This is a genomic window from Methanobacterium sp. SMA-27, assembly GCF_000744455.1.
GTDB lineage: Archaea > Methanobacteriota > Methanobacteria > Methanobacteriales > Methanobacteriaceae > Methanobacterium_B.
This window is the reverse complement of sequence record NZ_JQLY01000001.1, coordinates 2,136,912-2,152,708: the sequence shown is the minus strand read 5'-3', so window position 1 is coordinate 2,152,708 and position 15,797 is coordinate 2,136,912. Positions and strand designations below refer to the sequence as shown.

The window sequence follows — 15,797 nt, the reverse complement described above, 5'->3', positions numbered from 1 at the left end:
TTAACAATAATTAATAGTATCGTACGCGATAACCAAGCATACTACACTTAATCTAATCAGTACCGTAGGAACTACGGAAATTAAAGCTTCTCTGAAAAAAACCACATTAGTGGATTTAATGAAGGAAGAAGCTCCTTCCGAAAGGGAGGGGTAGTTCACATCTTCTAAAAAGCAAATTTACATACCATTGCCAAATGATCCTTTTCATATGGCTCTAAATTGATTTTTTCAAGAACTTTGAAACCTCCTGTCTTGAGCTTTTTTTCTTCTTCCCTGAATATCTTTTTGGGACTTTGAGTCACATCTATGCTTCTAGATTTGATCATTATAATTCCAGTACCTTCAGGTTTCAGATAAAGACGCATATTTTCCATGAAAAGTTCGGATTGTTTTGATTGTGCCACATCAGAGTACAAGATATCCACTTTTTCGAGTAAATGTAAGTAATTCCTTGGTTTAGTTGCATCGTCCAATAAAGGAACCATATTTCTCCTATCTCTTGAAAGTTCTACCAGACTCCTCATCATTCTAGGGGAAAATTCCACGCACCAAATTGTTCCATTGGTTGCTATGTCCGAGATATGTGATGGAGTAGTACCAGATGAAGCTCCCAAATAAAGTATTTTAGAGTCGGTTTTAAATGGGAAGGTTTCCATCCCATTCATTATTGCCGCTCCCAGTTTAGATCGTCGAGGCTCCCATATTCTATATTCTTTATCATCAACTTCAATTAGTCTTTCACCGTAGACCTTTTTGCCAGTGTTTAGGTTTTCAGTTGCAATATGGTCTTCAATGTTGTAAACGCCAGTAAATTCCTCTAGTTTTTCCATGTTTTTCCCCTTTAAGAGAGCTAATAATATAGTGATCTAATATAATTTTTTTCATATTCCACAAATTGTCCTCTATTAGAAAGATATTTTGATGTCATTTAAATCATTGATTAATATCTCAATGGAATACCTTTTTGTTATAAATACTGATAATTTGATATCTACAGGGTTTCATTGATATATTTTGAATAGTTCTTTATTTTTGTATTAATTCGATTGGAAATTGGTTGCAAATTAGATTGAGTATAATGGAATGCACACACAATACAATGAAAGTTAGTAACTAATCATTCAATTTCTTATACCTATCTTTGTGAAGAATCCGGTTGTATATGAAATTAGTAATTGTGGTGGTGATGATACACATCTACAGATTACTAATATTTAAGTTTTGTTTTTTTCGGAATTTTGAAAATATACTCTTCACATTTGGTATTAAAATTCTAATAATAATCCTTGATATTTTTCTTGTATTTATCTCTTTTTTTCCTTTTCTTCTTTGTTTCCTTATCATTAACTTTTTTTCCTTTTGTACTTTTTTTAGGGAATGGATTGGACTTTTTAATTTCTTCAATACGTATTTCGAAACTTTCACTTATACTCGGATCGTATTCACCTGAATAAACATCTTTACGCACGGCCAAAGATATTTTTAGTGCTAATGTTCGTGCAACTTTTCCCCTGATCCACCATTTAGCACCTCTGACTTCGGGGTGCTGGAAAATAAGTCCATGTTTAGGTGGTCTCTCACCAGTTTTTAAATGCCTGAAAAGGGCTTTTTCAGCTCCAAGAACTTGTACAGTGCCTGAAGCCATTTTTGATAATCTCTCTAGGCTACCAACATGGGCGATGAGCTTGGCTCCTAGAGATGCACCTGTAAGATCCTTGAGATTGGGTGCAATCTCACCCATTCTTTCATCTATATATTCTGTGATTGATCTCTTTGTTACTTGTAGAGATTTTATTGATGATGCAAATTCCTTAAGGATTAAAAGGTCAATTTCAGATATGGGTGCTCCAATACTCTTATCGGTTCTAACAGAATCTTTATCCGGATCTAGAACACCAGAATCAATTATTGAATCCCTGTCCCCAAGATCTGCTACAATTTCAACGAATCGTTCATGATTTTTTATTTTATCCAACTCGGGGAAGTGTATTGAATACCATTCTCTCAACCTTTCAACCATTTTACCAGTTGTTTCATCAAGTTCGTCTATGGAATTTATGGCCTGAATCAGGAACATATCTTCAGATTCAGAAGCCTTTCGCAAGCGATCATTAGTTATTTCTATTGATAGGTCATGAATTATCTTAGTTAGATCATCATCAGATTTTAAGAAATCTGTTTTTTTTAATAAATCTTCCATATTTGACCTTAAAAATTCTCCGGCCATGTTTGGAGTTTCATATTTAAATTTAATGCTTTCTTTAAGATTTTTATATCTTGAATGGGGAGTATTGGTTTCAATTACTATTGTATCGCATTTTTTAACAAGTCTTTTGAGAATTAATTCTTCTTCTTGGGTTACAATTCCAGCACTGATCTTTGCAAACCTTTCCTTTAATTTGTCCCTTGGGAAAAGTTCATAATCTAAGAGTGTACAATTTTCATCAAGGGATATGAATCCAGCAAAGGAACATGTGAGATAACATTTCATAGATTTAATTGTATATTTTAAAGATTTAAACTTTCGTCATGGGGTGACTATACTGGAAATCGAACTATGCGGTATTAAAATGAGAAGTCCTACAATGTTAGCTGCAGGAATACTGGGTAGCACTGCATCATCACTTAATTGGGCCGGTAGAAGTGGTGCAGGGGCTGTTGTAACTAAATCGTTTGGTTTGAATCCTAACAAGGGATATGCAAATCCTACAACGGTAGAGGTTACGGGAGGAATTATCAATGCTATTGGCCTATCAAATCCTGGTGTTGCTAACTTTAAATTAGAGCTTGAAAAGCTGGATAAATCTGTTCCGGCCATAGCCTCTCTGTATGGTGCCAACCAATATGAGTTTTCTGAAATAGCATCAGAGGTTGAAAATCTAGTGGATGCCATTGAGCTCAATGTATCATGTCCACATGCAATGGGTGGATGTGGATCAGCAATTGGACAAGACCCACATTTAACTGCAGATATAGTGAGAACTGTAAAGAAAAGCGTAAAAATTCCTGTTTTTGTCAAGTTAACCCCCAATGTAACAGATATAGTTGAAATTGCACAATATGCTGAGGATGCAGGAGCAGATGCTTTGACAATGATAAATTCAGTTGGACCTGGAATGAAAATTGATGTAGAAACGGGAATACCCATATTAAAGAATCGTTTTGGAGGATTGTCTGGACCTGCCATAAAACCTATTGCAATTAGGTGTGTTTTTGATGTTTTTGAATCTATAGACATTCCTATTATTGGAGTGGGTGGTATAAGAGATCATAATGATGTGCTTGAATTTTTATATGCAGGTGCAAGATGTGTTCAGATCGGTACTTCTATAATGTACGAAGGAATGGATATTTTTACAAAGATAAATAACGGGCTTAGAAGATTCATGGATGAGAAGGGGTATGGTTCTGTAGATGAAATTATTGGAATTTCCCATGATTGAATACATTGTGGATGTTAACAGGTTGATAATATGAATGTTCCTAAGATAGTTAAAATAAAACAAATAATAAATGAATCTCCCACAGTAAAAACATTTATCTTTGATTGGACTGTGAAAGATGAAATTCCGGGCCAGTTTATGATGGTTTGGAATTTTAATAATGAAAAACCCATGTCAATATCTCTTATAGACCCTGTGAAAAATGAGATAGGAATATCCATTAGAAATATTGGCGAATTTACTAACCAAGTACATAATCTTCGTGAAGGAGATGAATTGGGATTGAGGGGACCATATGGTAGGGGATTCCATATTGCCGGTTCAAAAATCCTTGCAGTAGGTGGGGGTATTGGTATGGCGCCGGTAATAGCATTTTGCGAGGAAGCAACCAGAATGGGGATTGATGTACATATTATAAGTGCAGCTACCACCAGTAATGAATTGATTTTCAGTAGTAGAATTGATAAATCGGGAGCTAAACTATTAACATGTACCGACGATGGAACCTCTGGTTTCTGTGGGTTCGGAACAGATCTTGCTGAAAAGACATTATCAGAAACTGATTATGATATGATAGTAAGTTGTGGTCCCGAGGTCATGATGAAAAAACTCTTTGACATTGTTGAAAATTATAGAATTCCTGCACAGTTTTCAATGGAAAGATATATGAAATGTGGAATGGGTTTATGTGGTCAGTGTTGTGTTGATAATGTTGGTTGGAGAGTATGTGTTGAAGGACCTGTATTTTGGACAGATGAACTTAGAATGATCAGTGAATTTGGTAAATACCGAAGGGATTCGTCAGGTGTGAAACATAAAATTCCATGAGATCAGATTTTTTTTGCACCAAAATTTGGAATGTTTTTTTTATTAATCAAACTTATATTCATTGGAAATTATACTAATCTCTCTAGACTTATATTCATAAAAGAGTGGAAAAAATGATTAATGATATTAAAAATAATTTAACTTCTGCAATTTTTGTAATTATAATCCTTGTTATATTCTCTGCGTTAGTTTTGACACCGATGCTCAGTATGATTATACTTGGAGCTATATTTGCCTATGCAATACGTCCACTGTCAAATAGAATGGAACCATATCTAAAGTACAAGTCTATTGCAATATTTGTTGGCATGATAATAGTAATAATTCCCCTAATCGCAATTATAATACTTTTTATCAATACCATCATTGCATCAACACCTGCATTTGTTGAATTTGTTAAAACCCTTAATTTAGGTAGTATAAACAGTACTAACATACAAAATTATCTTCCAATTCAACAATATATTCCTGCAGAAAGTACATCTCCAGTTGTGACTTCGGTAATTAATTCCATTTATTTAGGTGTAGAAGACATTCTTAGAGGCCTCACAGAATATTTATTAGGACTTTTGAAGTCAATTCCAACTGTTTTACTCCAGCTTTTCATATTTTTTGCATCTACATTTTACTTTGCAAGGGATGGTGATAGAGTATGGGATTATTTGGATTACATGGTACCAGAAGATAGAAAACACTATTTCAAAACGTTAATAAAGGAAACTGACCGGGTTTTAAAGAGTATATTCTTTGGACATTTTGTTACAGCTACAATAACAGGAGTTGTGGCAGGCATTGGATTTGCATTATTAGGTTATCCTTATGCATTATTCCTTGGAACATTGACTGGATTCTTTCAGTTAATGCCAATTGTTGGGCATTGGCCTACCCTTGTGGGTCTTGCAATCTATGATGCCATCATTGGAAACTACTTCAGGGCAGTGGAAGTTATGTTATTGGGGGTTTTGCTTAGTTTGATGGATATGTACATTAGACCAAAACTCGCAGGTAAATATGCGGATATCCATCCTTTAATATTCCTTCTAGGATTTTTATGCGGGCCCCTTGTACTGGGTTTGGTTGGATTTATTATTGGCCCTCTTATATTGGGTGTAACTTACGCTGCAGTAGTTGCCTATAAGAAGGAAAATCAGGACAAACCTGTAGAAAAAATTGTAGAAACTAATGTGGGTAGTAAAATTAAAGAAAAAGATCATTGAATTTCAAAAAAGTTAAAAAAAGGTAATGCCCTGGTTAATCAAGCTTTATTTCCAGGGAATTAGCATTTATTGTGTGTGTATTTCCATTTATATCCTTAAAACTAACTCCAAAACCGCCTATGGAGAATGGGTTGGAAACTGTTGCATTTGGATCGAAATCTTGTTGAACCTCTTCATCAGTTGGTATGTGTACTGTGTACTGGAAATTCTTGGTTTCACTTGGTTTTAAAGTTCCAATTGTATTTTCAAAATTCTGATCAATGACCTTTACATTGAAAACTTCACTGTTACCTTTGTTAGAAATACTGTAACTAATTGTTACATTGTCTCCTTTTTTGGCTGTAACAGGTCCTGTTTGATTTGCAACCACATTAATATTAGTTGTTTTATTGGATGTGTTGGTTGTAGTGTTATTTGCTGTTGTGGTGTTATTAGTTGTTGTTGAATTACTCATATAATTAAAGGCTACAACTCCTGCCACTAACAAAACAATTACAATAATTATTAATGCAGATATCCTTTTATCCATAAAACACCTCCTAATGATTTATTTATATTTTGTAATTATTTTAGTAATTATTTATTTATCTTATAAAACAATCCTAATAAATTAAATTAATATATATTAACTAAATTTAACTTGTTTATCCCTTCCAATTATTTCATCAAATTCAAGACCTTTATCAAATGCAAGGTCTAGATTCACACGGTAGTTGTTATTTTTGGTTATATACAGATCTTCAAGACAAATAAATCTCCATTTTTTTCTTAGAAACTTTACACCAATATAGGGTTTAGCACCAAATATATCAGCAAATTCTTTGAGCCCATCTATTTTCTCTGAATTTATATATATTCTTTCTAATGAAGTCGATTTAACCTCTATAGCTAGATATGTGGTCCCATTGCCAGCTATAACATCTGGAAGAGGTTTTTTTGTTGCTCCTCCCGAAGCTGGTGCTCTCATGGCGGCACAGTTAGCACCCCAAAGCATCTTTACAAGTTCTCTTTCTTCCCTTGATCCTGTTTTACTCATTATATCATGATTCCTGAAATAGTAACAGATAAAATTATCTTATAAGTAAAAATTAGCAAATAGACCGAAATTTAAACCACTTCATAGCTCTCTATATTAGCCGCGTGGAAGGTACCATTTTGATTTGGACTTTTAATCCATTCGATTCTGGCATTTTTGATAATGATTCTCTTGTTAGAAAATATTATATCGATGTCAATACCAGATTGGCTTTCTTCTGGATCGCTGGTCACAAACCTTGAAAAGGTCCCTGTATAACGGTATCTATTCTTCACGAACCATTGTATTAAATTTACACCGTCCATGTGCCCTATTCTTTTACCTTCATGCATTACATCACATTTATAGGAACCACATGTTTTTTCCATTATTATCATGGATACTCCAACAGATAGAATATATTACAAGATATTTTTTATTCTTTCGAACATTCTATAAGTATTTTTCCAACTTATTTCATGCAAAAATAAATCAAAACAGTTTAAAGCAGAAATACTGTAGAATTTAGAATGAATTTTAAAAAAAATATAAGCTATTATATGTAAAATTTAGAGGCCGGGGCCGAGATTCGAACCCGAGTCGCGGGATCCACAGTCCCGTAGGATAACCACCTACCCCACCCCGGCACATTAAATAAATATCTATGTAACAATAACAGCTAAGAGTGCAGGGGCAGGGATTCGAACCCTGGTAGGCCTACGCCAACAGGTCCTAAGCCTGTCCCCTTTGGCCAGCTCGGGCACCCCTGCTATACTTTGCATTATTCCATCATATATGGGGCAATATATGCATTTTTAAAAATTTAACAATGCTCCGTCCGGGATTCGAACCCGAGTCTTCGGCTCGAAAGGCCGAAATGATTGGCCGGACTACACCAACGGAGCAAATTTTACACACAAATTTATTTTATTTTTAATTTAATATATATCTGGATGGGCCCAATGGGATTCGAACCCATGGCCGCCCGGTTATGAGCCGGGCGCTCTACCAGCCTAAGCTATGGGCCCATAGCGCCGCCGACAGGGCTCGAACCTGTGACCAATCGATTAACAGTCGAACGCTCTACCTACTGAGCTACGGCGGCTGATGCTGAGTAAGACCTACAAACTATTATCTAGGGTTTGCAATAATTTAAAACATAGCACACCAAGATGTATTCTTAAGGTTGACATTTATCCTATATAAAGGTTGCGGATGAAACAATTTATCTGATGAAATTGTTTTTGGAGGGATGTTTCACTTCTATTTAAAGTTTCAATTAAAAATATTTTTAATATTATCCAAACAATAAATTCCAAATTGTTTTTATAAATTAATTAGGTTTAATAACACCTAATATTATTCAAAACCCTGTTAAAACACTATATTCATTTTTAAAGCTTAAATAACCCATATAAAATATTATTTTAATATCCTTTTAATATTTAAATATTAAATCTCAAATCCTAGGAATTTATATTGATTGTAAACTTATAATTAACTATAATATTTAATGATTTAAACACTATTTTTATGTTAAAGGTATAACAATGAACCTTATCAACAAGATCAAAAATCATCAGACTATTGAACTTCTTCAAGAGGCCAATAAAATCACTATTGCAGAACATGGAAAACAAATCACATTAGAAAGGGCAATTTTTCTTTCATGGTGGTGTGATAAAGGCGATTGTGCATTTTGTTATATGTCATCGCAAAAGCCCAAAATTAAAGAGCCAGAAAAAGCCCGTAGAAAAGTTGAATCCATACTTGCGGAGGCAGAAATCACCCGCAGAATGGGGTGGAATATAGAATTTCTTTCTGGGGGGTATGGTTCGTTCAAAACTCCTGAGATAAAAAATATCGCCGAAAAAATATTTTCAATAACTGGAAAACCAGTTTGGTTAAACCTTGGAATAACCAAGGAACTTGAAATATATGGTGATGAAATAGCAGGAATAACAGGGGCTGTTGAAATTGCAAACCCAGATCTTCATCAAAGTATTTGCCCTAGCAAGTCTTTAGAGGATATAATTGAAATGCTTGAGTTGGCAGGTGAATTTGGGTTTAAAAAGGCAATCACAATAATATTGGGTCTAGGAGAAAAACCAGAGGATACAAAATATCTTTGGAAGCTTATTGAAGAAATGGGAATAGATAGAGTCACATTTTATTCATTGAATCCTCATAAAGACACCATATATGAAAATTCGCCACAACCTGCATCATTGTACTATGCCAATGTGGTAGCTGCAACAAGAATAAAATTTCCACTTTTAGAGATAGTTACTGGTACATGGATAGATAATCTTGCCAACATAGGGCCATTGATTCTTGCAGGTGCAAATGGCCTAACAAAATTTCCATTGTTCAAGATGTATGGAACTAGATATGGTAAAAGAGTTGAAGAAGAAGTTGAATGGGCAGGAAGATATCTACAAGGGACCTTTACAGACCTTGAAATATTACAGGAATCCAATGTTCAGCATGCAGATCTTGAACCATTTATAAAAAGATATATAGATGGCGTTACTAAGAATGTGAAAAAATAATTGAATAACTAATAATTGAACTCATTAAGAAATTTATGATTTAAGTGGGTACCAGATAATAATAAATAATTTTAAAATATATTAGCTTAAACTCCATATTAAAAATTTATATTTGGGATTGATAGTTATACTTATTTCAGTATCAAAACCATTTTTAAATAGTTAGAAATTCAATAAAATTATTTTATAGATACTGTGTAAATTAAATATTATATTATTATGATTCAGATAAATCTATTTAAAATAAAAATATTTTAATTTAATATAATTTAAGATACATCACTACACTGGAGGAATAACTATTAAGATGAAATGCGGACTGGAAATTCATGTTCAGCTTGAAACTGATTCCAAATTATTCTGTACATGTCATACCAATTATAAGGATGCTCCTGCTAATTCAAATATTTGTCCTGTATGTTTGAACCAGCCTGGAGCAAAACCATACCCCCCAAATAAAGCAGCCCTTGATGGTGCCATTAAGATTGCTTTAATGTTGGGTTGTGAAATATCGCCTGAAGTAACCTACTTCCAGCGTAAACACTATGATTATCCTGATCTTTCATCTGGCTACCAGAGAACATCTATACCTATAGGGGACCAGGGAGAACTGAATGGAGTAAGAATTTATGATGTTCATATTGAAGAGGATCCTGGTCAATACAAACCCGATCTTGGAATTGTTGATTTCAACAGATCAGGAATACCACTCATTGAAATAGTTACAGAACCAGATATGAAGTCTCCTGAGGCAGCTAGAAAATTTCTCAGAGAATTGATCAGAGTGTTAGAGTACAGTGGAAGTGCACGTGGTGAAGGAACAATGCGTGCTGACGTCAATATATCCATTGAAGGTGGAAAAAGGGCAGAAATAAAGAATATAAATTCAATAAAAGGTGCTTACAAAGCATTACAGTTTGAAATGGTACGCCAGAAAAATCTACTTAAAAGAGGAATTGAGATAAAACAGGAAACAAGAGCATTTTTGGAATCGCAGATGATTACTGTTCCAATGCGTCTAAAAGAAGAAGCAGAAGATTACAGATACATACCTGATCCAGATCTTCCCCCAATGCTCGCTGAAAAGGACAGAATTGAAACAATACGCGAGGAAATGCCTGAACCCTCTCACATTAAGACAGACAGATTTGTTTGTGAATATGGGATCAGTAAAGATAATGCTAAGGTCATTACATCTGAATTGGATCTTGCAGATGCATTTGAAGAAGTTGTAAAGTCTATAGATCCAGAATTTGCTGCTCTTTGGATGAGAGATGAACTTAAGCGGGTGATTTACTACAACAAAATGAACTTCAAGGAGAGTGAAATAACGCCTGCACAAATAGTTGATCTCCTTCAAATGCTTCAAGATAAGAAGATCACGGCCAAAGCAGGTAAGAGGATCATGGAGAAACTTCCTAAAAATCATGAAATGCCCTCCCAGATCGCTGAAAAATTAGGGTTAACCGGTGTTGTTGATGAAGATATTGTTCTCAAGGCAGTGAAACAGGTTGTAAATGAAAATCCCGAAGCAGTTTCAGATTATTATGAGGGAAAGAAAAATGCTATGAACTTCCTTATAGGTCAGGTAATGAGAATTACACGCGGAAAGGCAGATCCTGGTGAAACTCACAAGCTTTTAGAGGCAGAACTTAAGGAATAACTTTCTGATATTTTTCATTTAGAAATTGTTTTCAGAAAATTAGATAAAATTCTTTAACAACATAATGACAAATAGAATATAGATACAGACTTCAAATAATTAAAAACCCTTAACATTCTTTAATTTGGGAAAATCAGGCCATCGAATGGCAAGAAACATAATTAACATGGTTCTATGGCATCCTGGAATGGAGATCAATGAAATTAAAATATCTTATATACACAGAGGTGCTCCAGGAAATCTTAAACAGATCAATGGAATTTACATTGAAAGAATTGAAAGGGGATTTTTAATATTGAGGGAAGGAACTCAAATTCCATACCATAGAATAGTAAAAATTGAAAATAAGAATAAAATTTTATATAAAAAATAATTCTAAATTTATAGGAGATTTTTAATGACGAGCTCAGCTCTTGTGAAAGATTACATGACTAAAGAAGTTATCACAGTAACTCCAGAAACTCCTAACGAGGAAGTAATAATGCTTATGAAGGGAACTGGACACGATGGATTTCCAGTCAGAACCAATGGTGAAGTTATAGGAATGGTAACAGCCTTTGACCTTCTCCTTAAAGAATGGTTACCCTATGTTAAAGACATAATGTCAACAGACATCGTTGTTGCAGACCATGAAATGCCAATAAATGATGCCGCAAGAGTAATGTTTAGAATGGGAATATCTAGACTTCCAGTAATAGATAAGGATGCAAAACTGGTGGGAATTCTTACAAATACCGATATTGTACGTTCACATATCGAAAGATCGACCCCCATGAAAGTCGAATATTTCAAAAAAACCTTGGAACAGCTCTACGAAATAAAAACCAAAGTTGTAAGAAAGAAAGTTCCAATTGATAAGGTGAGACCTACACAGGACAAAATATATGCCGATGAACTCCAGGGAAGAACTTATGAAATTAAAAGAGGTCTTGCAGAACCAACAATAATTGCACAATCTGGAGATAGATATATACTAGTAGATGGGCACCATAGAACTGCAGCAGCACGTAAACTTGGATGTAAAGATATAGATTCTTATGTAATTAAGCTGGATAAAGATATCCACCTTGGACTTGAAAAGACAGCAGATAAGAATGGAATATTCTCATTCAAAGACATTGAAGTCATAGACGATGCTCAGCACCCTCTAATTGCAATCACCAGCAGTCTTCGAAAGGAGGCCAGAAAATGAATAACAATAAAGACACAATAATAAGAGAGGTTTACAGTGTTTTGGAGAAAAGGCGTGATCAACCAATTGATTCTTACACATCTAAGATCATGAGGGACAGCGATAAATGTGCAGAGGACAAGATACTAGAAAAGATAGGTGAAGAATCTGCAGAACTGATAATTGCATCCAAAAACAATGAAAATCTGGTCTATGAAGCAACTGACCTGATTTTCCATACTTTACTCCTTTTAGTTTATAAAGGAGTTGATATTAATGAATTATACACAGAATTTGAAAGAAGAAGGGATTAAATTAATTTTTTTCATTCAATGTGAATAAATAACTTTTTTTGAGGGGTTCTAAATGCTCTATCGTAATCTTGGATCAACTGGAGAAAAAATATCTATATTGGGTTATGGTTGTATGCGTCTGCCAGTTAAAAATGGACAGTACAATAATGTGGATAGTGTTAATGCAATTCATTTGATACGTAAAGCCATAGATAATGGTGTTAATTACATTGATACTGCTTATCCATATCATAATGGTCATAGCGAAACTGTAATTGCAGATGCGCTTAAAAATGGCTATAGGGATAAAGTTTTTATTTCTGATAAATTACCTTCGTGGTTAATCCAAAAAAGGGAAGATATGGACCATTATCTTCAAGAACAGCTGGAACGGCTTCAAACGGAACAAATCGATTTTTATTTGCTGCATTCTATTAAGGAAGATTATTGGTCCAAATTAGAATCTCTAGGAGTTTTAGAATTTTTAGATGAGGCTGTAGCGGATGGAAGAATAAAATATACTGGTTTTTCATTTCATGGGGAACTAGAATTATTTTTTGATGTTATTGACTCCTACAATTGGGATGTATGTCAAGTACAGTATAACATTGTTGATGAGAATTATCAGGCGGGAATAGAAGGAATACGTTATGCGTCGAGTAATGGTGTAGGTGTGGTAATAATGGAACCATTAAGGGGAGGAACATTGGTAAAAACCATACCTACCGAAGTTCAAGATATATGGGACGAATCACCAGTTAAAAGAAGCCCTGTTGAATGGGCTTTGAAGTATCTTTGGGATAAAAAAGAAATTGATGTAGTTCTAAGTGGTATGAGTAATAATAATGACCTTGATGAAAACCTGAAAATTGCTGAAGAAGGATTCACCAATTCACTAACACCCGATGAGAAGGAGATTATCAAAGAAGTTCGAACAGTTTACAGATTTAGAAAACAGGTTGATTGTACTCAATGTGGTTACTGTATGCCCTGTCCACAGGGGGTGGATATACCTGGAAATTTTCTGCAGTTGAACCATTCATATATGTTTCAGGACACTGAAAACTCTAGAATGAATTATTATATGTTATTAAAAGACAATGAAAGAGCATCTAAATGTAATAAATGTGGAGAATGTGAAAAATTATGTCCCCAAATGATCCCAATTCAAAGTACTCTTGAAACTGTTCGTAAAACTTTTGAATAATTTTATTCTTGTTTTTTTATTTCATCCATAAATCTGTCTCTTATTTCAACAGGTTCCATTGGGATAACAGGCACATTTGCATTCCCTTTTTTAACCTTAAAATGGACAAATATGGGTCCTTCTGATTTTAAAACTTCTTCTAAATTCATTTCTGTATTGTTTTTGAAGAAAAATATGGTTTTAAATCCAACTGCTTTGGCAACTTTTCCAAGATCAACTGTTGATGCATATGTACACTGGGATCCTGTTGAACCGTAGCATTCATTGTCCAAAACTATTAATATTAAATTTTTAGGGTTTTGATTGAATATTGTAACTAAACTTCCTAGATTCATTAGAACTGATCCATCTCCATCAAAGACTATCACTTTCTTGCTAGTTGAAATCGCTAATCCAAGACCAATTGACGATGCAAGTCCCATTGAGCCCAACATATAAAAATGAGTAGATGAGTCTTTCACATGGAAGAGTTCCCTTGAAGGGAATCCAATATTGCATATAACCAGTTCGTTTGTTAATTCGGATGATATTTTTTGGATGGCTTCTATTCTTTCCATTTTTACACTACCAGAATTTAATATCCAAGAGTATACCTATAGGGGTGCCTTTTGTTTTTGCAATTTGCCATGCTTTTGGGATAATATTTAAAGCATCATCAGGAGTTTTAGGATTGAAATATGGAATTTCCAGGGCATCCAAAACCTTTGGTGTTGCTTTCCCCATTGGAATTTGAGCACTCATGAATTCCCCTTCAGTGCCTCTGTGGCTCATTATTATCATAACAGGCAGTTTATAAAGTTCAAACAATGATGCAAGCACATTTACAGAGTTACCCAGCCCTGAATTCTGCATGAGCATGGCTGGGGATTTACCGCCTATAAATGCACCAGCGCAGATTCCAAACCCTTCTTCTTCCCTTGTAACAGGCACATGTACTATGTCCTGGTCTGAATCTACCATCTTCATTATCTTACCCAAATTTACACATGGTAGTGATACCACAAAGTCTATTCCAGATTTTTTTAGTGCATTGTAAACTGCTTCACTACTGTCCAAATAAAACACCTATTTAAATTTTGATTAATTTGTAATAATGTGTATATCTTTATTTAGTTATGAATTTTAGTAAATCAACATATTATAATTAGAAATTTTTAGGAAAATAATTCTTTTATTCCTATTTTAATAGATTAACAATTTATTAAAGGACAAACCCTTGGATTTAGATTAAGGTTGAAAGCTAAATTTAAGAATAAATTACTAAGTATCCAAGAAATAGAAAAGAAACATGATTATCTTTTTAATCATGCTTTTAATTTAACTGGTGATAACATTGAAACATGTTTATAGTTATCAAATTTTATAGAATTATCTTGGGTTTAATTACCTAAAATAGATTCCAGATCAAAGGATACTTCTTTGGATATTGCTATGATCTGATCCATAAGGACATTGTCAATGGCAATTCCATTTTCCTTGCGATCTTTTATATTCCTGACTTCCATATCTCCAGGAATGAAAACATTTCCAGATCCTTTGACTTCATTTATGAATTCATCAACTTCTTCTTTAAATGTATCAATGTCGGAGAACTTTGAAGGATCCAAAGCCATAACAAGATCTCCTTTAGTACACATTTTCTCAGGGTTAGCTGTTCCTGTAACTTGTTTACCAAATGCTGCTCTAACAAGTGGTCCTGCAAGTATTTCAATCATAAATGATAATGCATAACCTTTATGTGCTCCAAACGGCAATATTGACCCTTTAAGGGCTGCTTCAGGGTCTATGGTTGGGTTTCCATCCACATCAAGAGCAACATTTTCAGGTATCATTTCTCCTTTACGCTTGGCTTCTAAAAGTTTTCCCCTTGCAGAAGCAGATGTTGCCATATCAACCGAAACATAATGTTTATTAGAAGGAATTCCTATTGCTATTGGATTTGTTCCAATAATTGGTTTCTTCCCTCCAATTGGTGCAACTGCAGGATCTGTATTTGCAATAACAATTCCTATCATGTCTTCCATTATTGCCATGTCCGAGTAGTATCCTGCAACACCGAAATGGTTTGAATCATGCACACCTACAACTCCGATACCTGTTTCTTTTGCTTTTTCGATAGCAAGTTCCATTGCAGTATATGTAACTACATGACCAAATTTATGATTACCGTTTATAAGAGCCATTGAAACTGTTTCATTTTCAATGTTTACTTCTGCTTCAGGATCGATAGTCCCTGCTTTTAGGCCCTTTAAATATTGTGGAAACCTTCCAATTCCATGAGACGAAAATCCTTTGAGATCAGCATCAACTGTTACATCTGCTACAATGGTTGCATCATCATCTGCAACATTTAAATTTTTTAAGATCCCTATTATGATTGCCCTTTCCTGTTCTGCTGTTATATTCAT

17 protein-coding genes and 5 tRNA genes are annotated in these 15,797 nt (G+C 34.3%); 9 read left to right on the top strand and 13 right to left on the bottom strand.

Annotation, left to right across the window (positions count from 1 at the left end):
- Positions 1–164: 164 nt before the first annotated feature.
- A complete protein-coding gene (locus DL91_RS10865; RefSeq protein ID WP_048191704.1) occupies positions 165–830 on the bottom strand; it encodes a fibrillarin-like rRNA/tRNA 2'-O-methyltransferase in 666 nt (221 codons plus the stop codon).
- 443 nt (positions 831–1,273) lie between these two features.
- Positions 1,274–2,491 (bottom strand): NOP5/NOP56 family protein, encoded by a 1,218-nt coding sequence (locus DL91_RS10860; RefSeq protein WP_048191702.1) that lies wholly within the window; start codon positions 2,489–2,491, stop codon positions 1,274–1,276.
- Between the two features lie 49 nt (positions 2,492–2,540).
- On the opposite strand from DL91_RS10860, the gene DL91_RS10855 reads away from it, so the two are divergent.
- From DL91_RS10855 to DL91_RS10845, 3 genes are all read left to right on the top strand, one after another.
- On the top strand, positions 2,541–3,443 hold the full coding sequence (locus DL91_RS10855; protein ID WP_048192737.1) for a dihydroorotate dehydrogenase: 903 nt from the start codon (positions 2,541–2,543) through the stop codon (positions 3,441–3,443).
- Positions 3,444–3,473: 30 nt separating this feature from the next.
- Complete coding sequence (locus tag DL91_RS10850) at positions 3,474–4,271, top strand: dihydroorotate dehydrogenase electron transfer subunit (protein ID WP_048191700.1); 798 nt, start codon at positions 3,474–3,476, stop codon at positions 4,269–4,271.
- A gap of 113 nt (positions 4,272–4,384) precedes the next feature.
- The gene (locus DL91_RS10845) at positions 4,385–5,488 is read left to right on the top strand and encodes an AI-2E family transporter (protein WP_048191697.1); all 1,104 of its coding nucleotides are present in this window, start codon (positions 4,385–4,387) and stop codon (positions 5,486–5,488) included.
- A gap of 34 nt (positions 5,489–5,522) precedes the next feature.
- On the opposite strand, the gene DL91_RS13970 is transcribed toward DL91_RS10845, so the two are convergent.
- The 8 genes from DL91_RS13970 to DL91_RS10805 form a co-directional block, all read right to left on the bottom strand.
- Positions 5,523–6,017: a hypothetical protein gene (locus tag DL91_RS13970; RefSeq protein ID WP_048191695.1), complete on the bottom strand. Its 495-nt coding sequence runs from the start codon at positions 6,015–6,017 to the stop codon at positions 5,523–5,525.
- Positions 6,018–6,113: 96 nt separating this feature from the next.
- A complete protein-coding gene (gene hjc / locus DL91_RS10835) occupies positions 6,114–6,524 on the bottom strand; it encodes a Holliday junction resolvase Hjc (protein WP_048191691.1) in 411 nt (136 codons plus the stop codon).
- A 71-nt stretch (positions 6,525–6,595) separates the two neighbouring features.
- A complete protein-coding gene (locus DL91_RS10830; protein ID WP_048191690.1) occupies positions 6,596–6,901 on the bottom strand; it encodes a hypothetical protein in 306 nt (101 codons plus the stop codon).
- A 176-nt stretch (positions 6,902–7,077) separates the two neighbouring features.
- A tRNA-His gene (locus DL91_RS10825) sits at positions 7,078–7,150 on the bottom strand.
- 39 nt (positions 7,151–7,189) lie between these two features.
- A tRNA-Leu gene (locus DL91_RS10820) sits at positions 7,190–7,273 on the bottom strand.
- A gap of 60 nt (positions 7,274–7,333) precedes the next feature.
- Positions 7,334–7,408, bottom strand: a tRNA-Glu gene (locus DL91_RS10815).
- Positions 7,409–7,457: 49 nt separating this feature from the next.
- Positions 7,458–7,531: transfer RNA gene (locus DL91_RS10810), tRNA-Ile, on the bottom strand.
- Positions 7,532–7,535: 4 nt separating this feature from the next.
- Positions 7,536–7,608: transfer RNA gene (locus tag DL91_RS10805), tRNA-Asn, on the bottom strand.
- A 445-nt stretch (positions 7,609–8,053) separates the two neighbouring features.
- Here DL91_RS10805 and DL91_RS10800 point away from each other — a divergent pair.
- From DL91_RS10800 to DL91_RS10775, 6 genes are all read left to right on the top strand, one after another.
- The gene (locus DL91_RS10800; protein ID WP_048191688.1) at positions 8,054–9,055 is read left to right on the top strand and encodes a radical SAM protein; all 1,002 of its coding nucleotides are present in this window, start codon (positions 8,054–8,056) and stop codon (positions 9,053–9,055) included.
- Positions 9,056–9,362: 307 nt separating this feature from the next.
- Positions 9,363–10,718 carry an Asp-tRNA(Asn)/Glu-tRNA(Gln) amidotransferase subunit GatB gene (gene gatB, locus DL91_RS10795; RefSeq protein ID WP_048191686.1) on the top strand — a complete coding sequence of 452 codons (1,356 nt, stop codon included), beginning with the start codon at positions 9,363–9,365 and terminating at the stop codon, positions 10,716–10,718.
- 145 nt (positions 10,719–10,863) lie between these two features.
- Positions 10,864–11,091, top strand: coding sequence for a DUF504 domain-containing protein (locus DL91_RS10790; RefSeq protein WP_048191684.1), 228 nt, complete (start codon positions 10,864–10,866; stop codon positions 11,089–11,091).
- 24 nt (positions 11,092–11,115) lie between these two features.
- The gene (locus DL91_RS10785; protein WP_048191682.1) at positions 11,116–11,910 is read left to right on the top strand and encodes a CBS domain-containing protein; all 795 of its coding nucleotides are present in this window, start codon (positions 11,116–11,118) and stop codon (positions 11,908–11,910) included.
- The gene (hisE, locus tag DL91_RS10780) at positions 11,907–12,203 is read left to right on the top strand and encodes a phosphoribosyl-ATP diphosphatase (RefSeq protein ID WP_048191680.1); all 297 of its coding nucleotides are present in this window, start codon (positions 11,907–11,909) and stop codon (positions 12,201–12,203) included. Before DL91_RS10785 ends, hisE begins: the two co-directional genes overlap by 4 nt.
- Positions 12,204–12,255: 52 nt before the next feature.
- Positions 12,256–13,389 carry an aldo/keto reductase gene (locus DL91_RS10775; RefSeq protein ID WP_048191678.1) on the top strand — a complete coding sequence of 378 codons (1,134 nt, stop codon included), beginning with the start codon at positions 12,256–12,258 and terminating at the stop codon, positions 13,387–13,389.
- A gap of 2 nt (positions 13,390–13,391) precedes the next feature.
- On the opposite strand, the gene comE is transcribed toward DL91_RS10775, so the two are convergent.
- The 3 genes from comE to comC form a co-directional block, all read right to left on the bottom strand.
- Complete coding sequence (gene comE, locus DL91_RS10770; RefSeq protein WP_048191676.1) at positions 13,392–13,946, bottom strand: sulfopyruvate decarboxylase subunit beta; 555 nt, start codon at positions 13,944–13,946, stop codon at positions 13,392–13,394.
- A gap of 7 nt (positions 13,947–13,953) precedes the next feature.
- Positions 13,954–14,445 (bottom strand): sulfopyruvate decarboxylase subunit alpha, encoded by a 492-nt coding sequence (gene comD, locus DL91_RS10765; protein WP_048191674.1) that lies wholly within the window; start codon positions 14,443–14,445, stop codon positions 13,954–13,956.
- Positions 14,446–14,768: 323 nt separating this feature from the next.
- Complete coding sequence (comC, locus tag DL91_RS10760) at positions 14,769–15,797, bottom strand: L-sulfolactate dehydrogenase (protein ID WP_048191673.1); 1,029 nt, start codon at positions 15,795–15,797, stop codon at positions 14,769–14,771.

Excerpts from the sequence above, each read along its gene's own strand:
- DL91_RS10845 (WP_048191697.1), top strand. The coding sequence starts at position 4,385 with ATGATTAATGATATTAAAAATAATTTAACTTCTGCAATTTTTGTAATT.
- DL91_RS10860 (WP_048191702.1), bottom strand. The coding sequence starts at position 2,491 with ATGAAATGTTATCTCACATGTTCCTTTGCTGGATTCATATCCCTTGAT.
- hjc (WP_048191691.1), bottom strand. The coding sequence starts at position 6,524 with ATGAGTAAAACAGGATCAAGGGAAGAAAGAGAACTTGTAAAGATGCTT.
- gatB (WP_048191686.1), top strand. The coding sequence starts at position 9,363 with ATGAAATGCGGACTGGAAATTCATGTTCAGCTTGAAACTGATTCCAAA.
- comE (WP_048191676.1), bottom strand. The coding sequence starts at position 13,946 with ATGGAAAGAATAGAAGCCATCCAAAAAATATCATCCGAATTAACAAAC.
- DL91_RS10830 (WP_048191690.1), bottom strand. The coding sequence starts at position 6,901 with ATGATAATAATGGAAAAAACATGTGGTTCCTATAAATGTGATGTAATG.
- DL91_RS10785 (WP_048191682.1), top strand. The coding sequence starts at position 11,116 with ATGACGAGCTCAGCTCTTGTGAAAGATTACATGACTAAAGAAGTTATC.
- hisE (WP_048191680.1), top strand. The coding sequence starts at position 11,907 with ATGAATAACAATAAAGACACAATAATAAGAGAGGTTTACAGTGTTTTG.
- DL91_RS10850 (WP_048191700.1), top strand. The coding sequence starts at position 3,474 with ATGAATGTTCCTAAGATAGTTAAAATAAAACAAATAATAAATGAATCT.
- DL91_RS10775 (WP_048191678.1), top strand. The coding sequence starts at position 12,256 with ATGCTCTATCGTAATCTTGGATCAACTGGAGAAAAAATATCTATATTG.
- DL91_RS13970 (WP_048191695.1), bottom strand. The coding sequence starts at position 6,017 with ATGGATAAAAGGATATCTGCATTAATAATTATTGTAATTGTTTTGTTA.
- DL91_RS10800 (WP_048191688.1), top strand. The coding sequence starts at position 8,054 with ATGAACCTTATCAACAAGATCAAAAATCATCAGACTATTGAACTTCTT.
- comC (WP_048191673.1), bottom strand. The coding sequence starts at position 15,797 with ATGAATATAACAGCAGAACAGGAAAGGGCAATCATAATAGGGATCTTA.
- DL91_RS10790 (WP_048191684.1), top strand. The coding sequence starts at position 10,864 with ATGGCAAGAAACATAATTAACATGGTTCTATGGCATCCTGGAATGGAG.
- DL91_RS10865 (WP_048191704.1), bottom strand. The coding sequence starts at position 830 with ATGGAAAAACTAGAGGAATTTACTGGCGTTTACAACATTGAAGACCAT.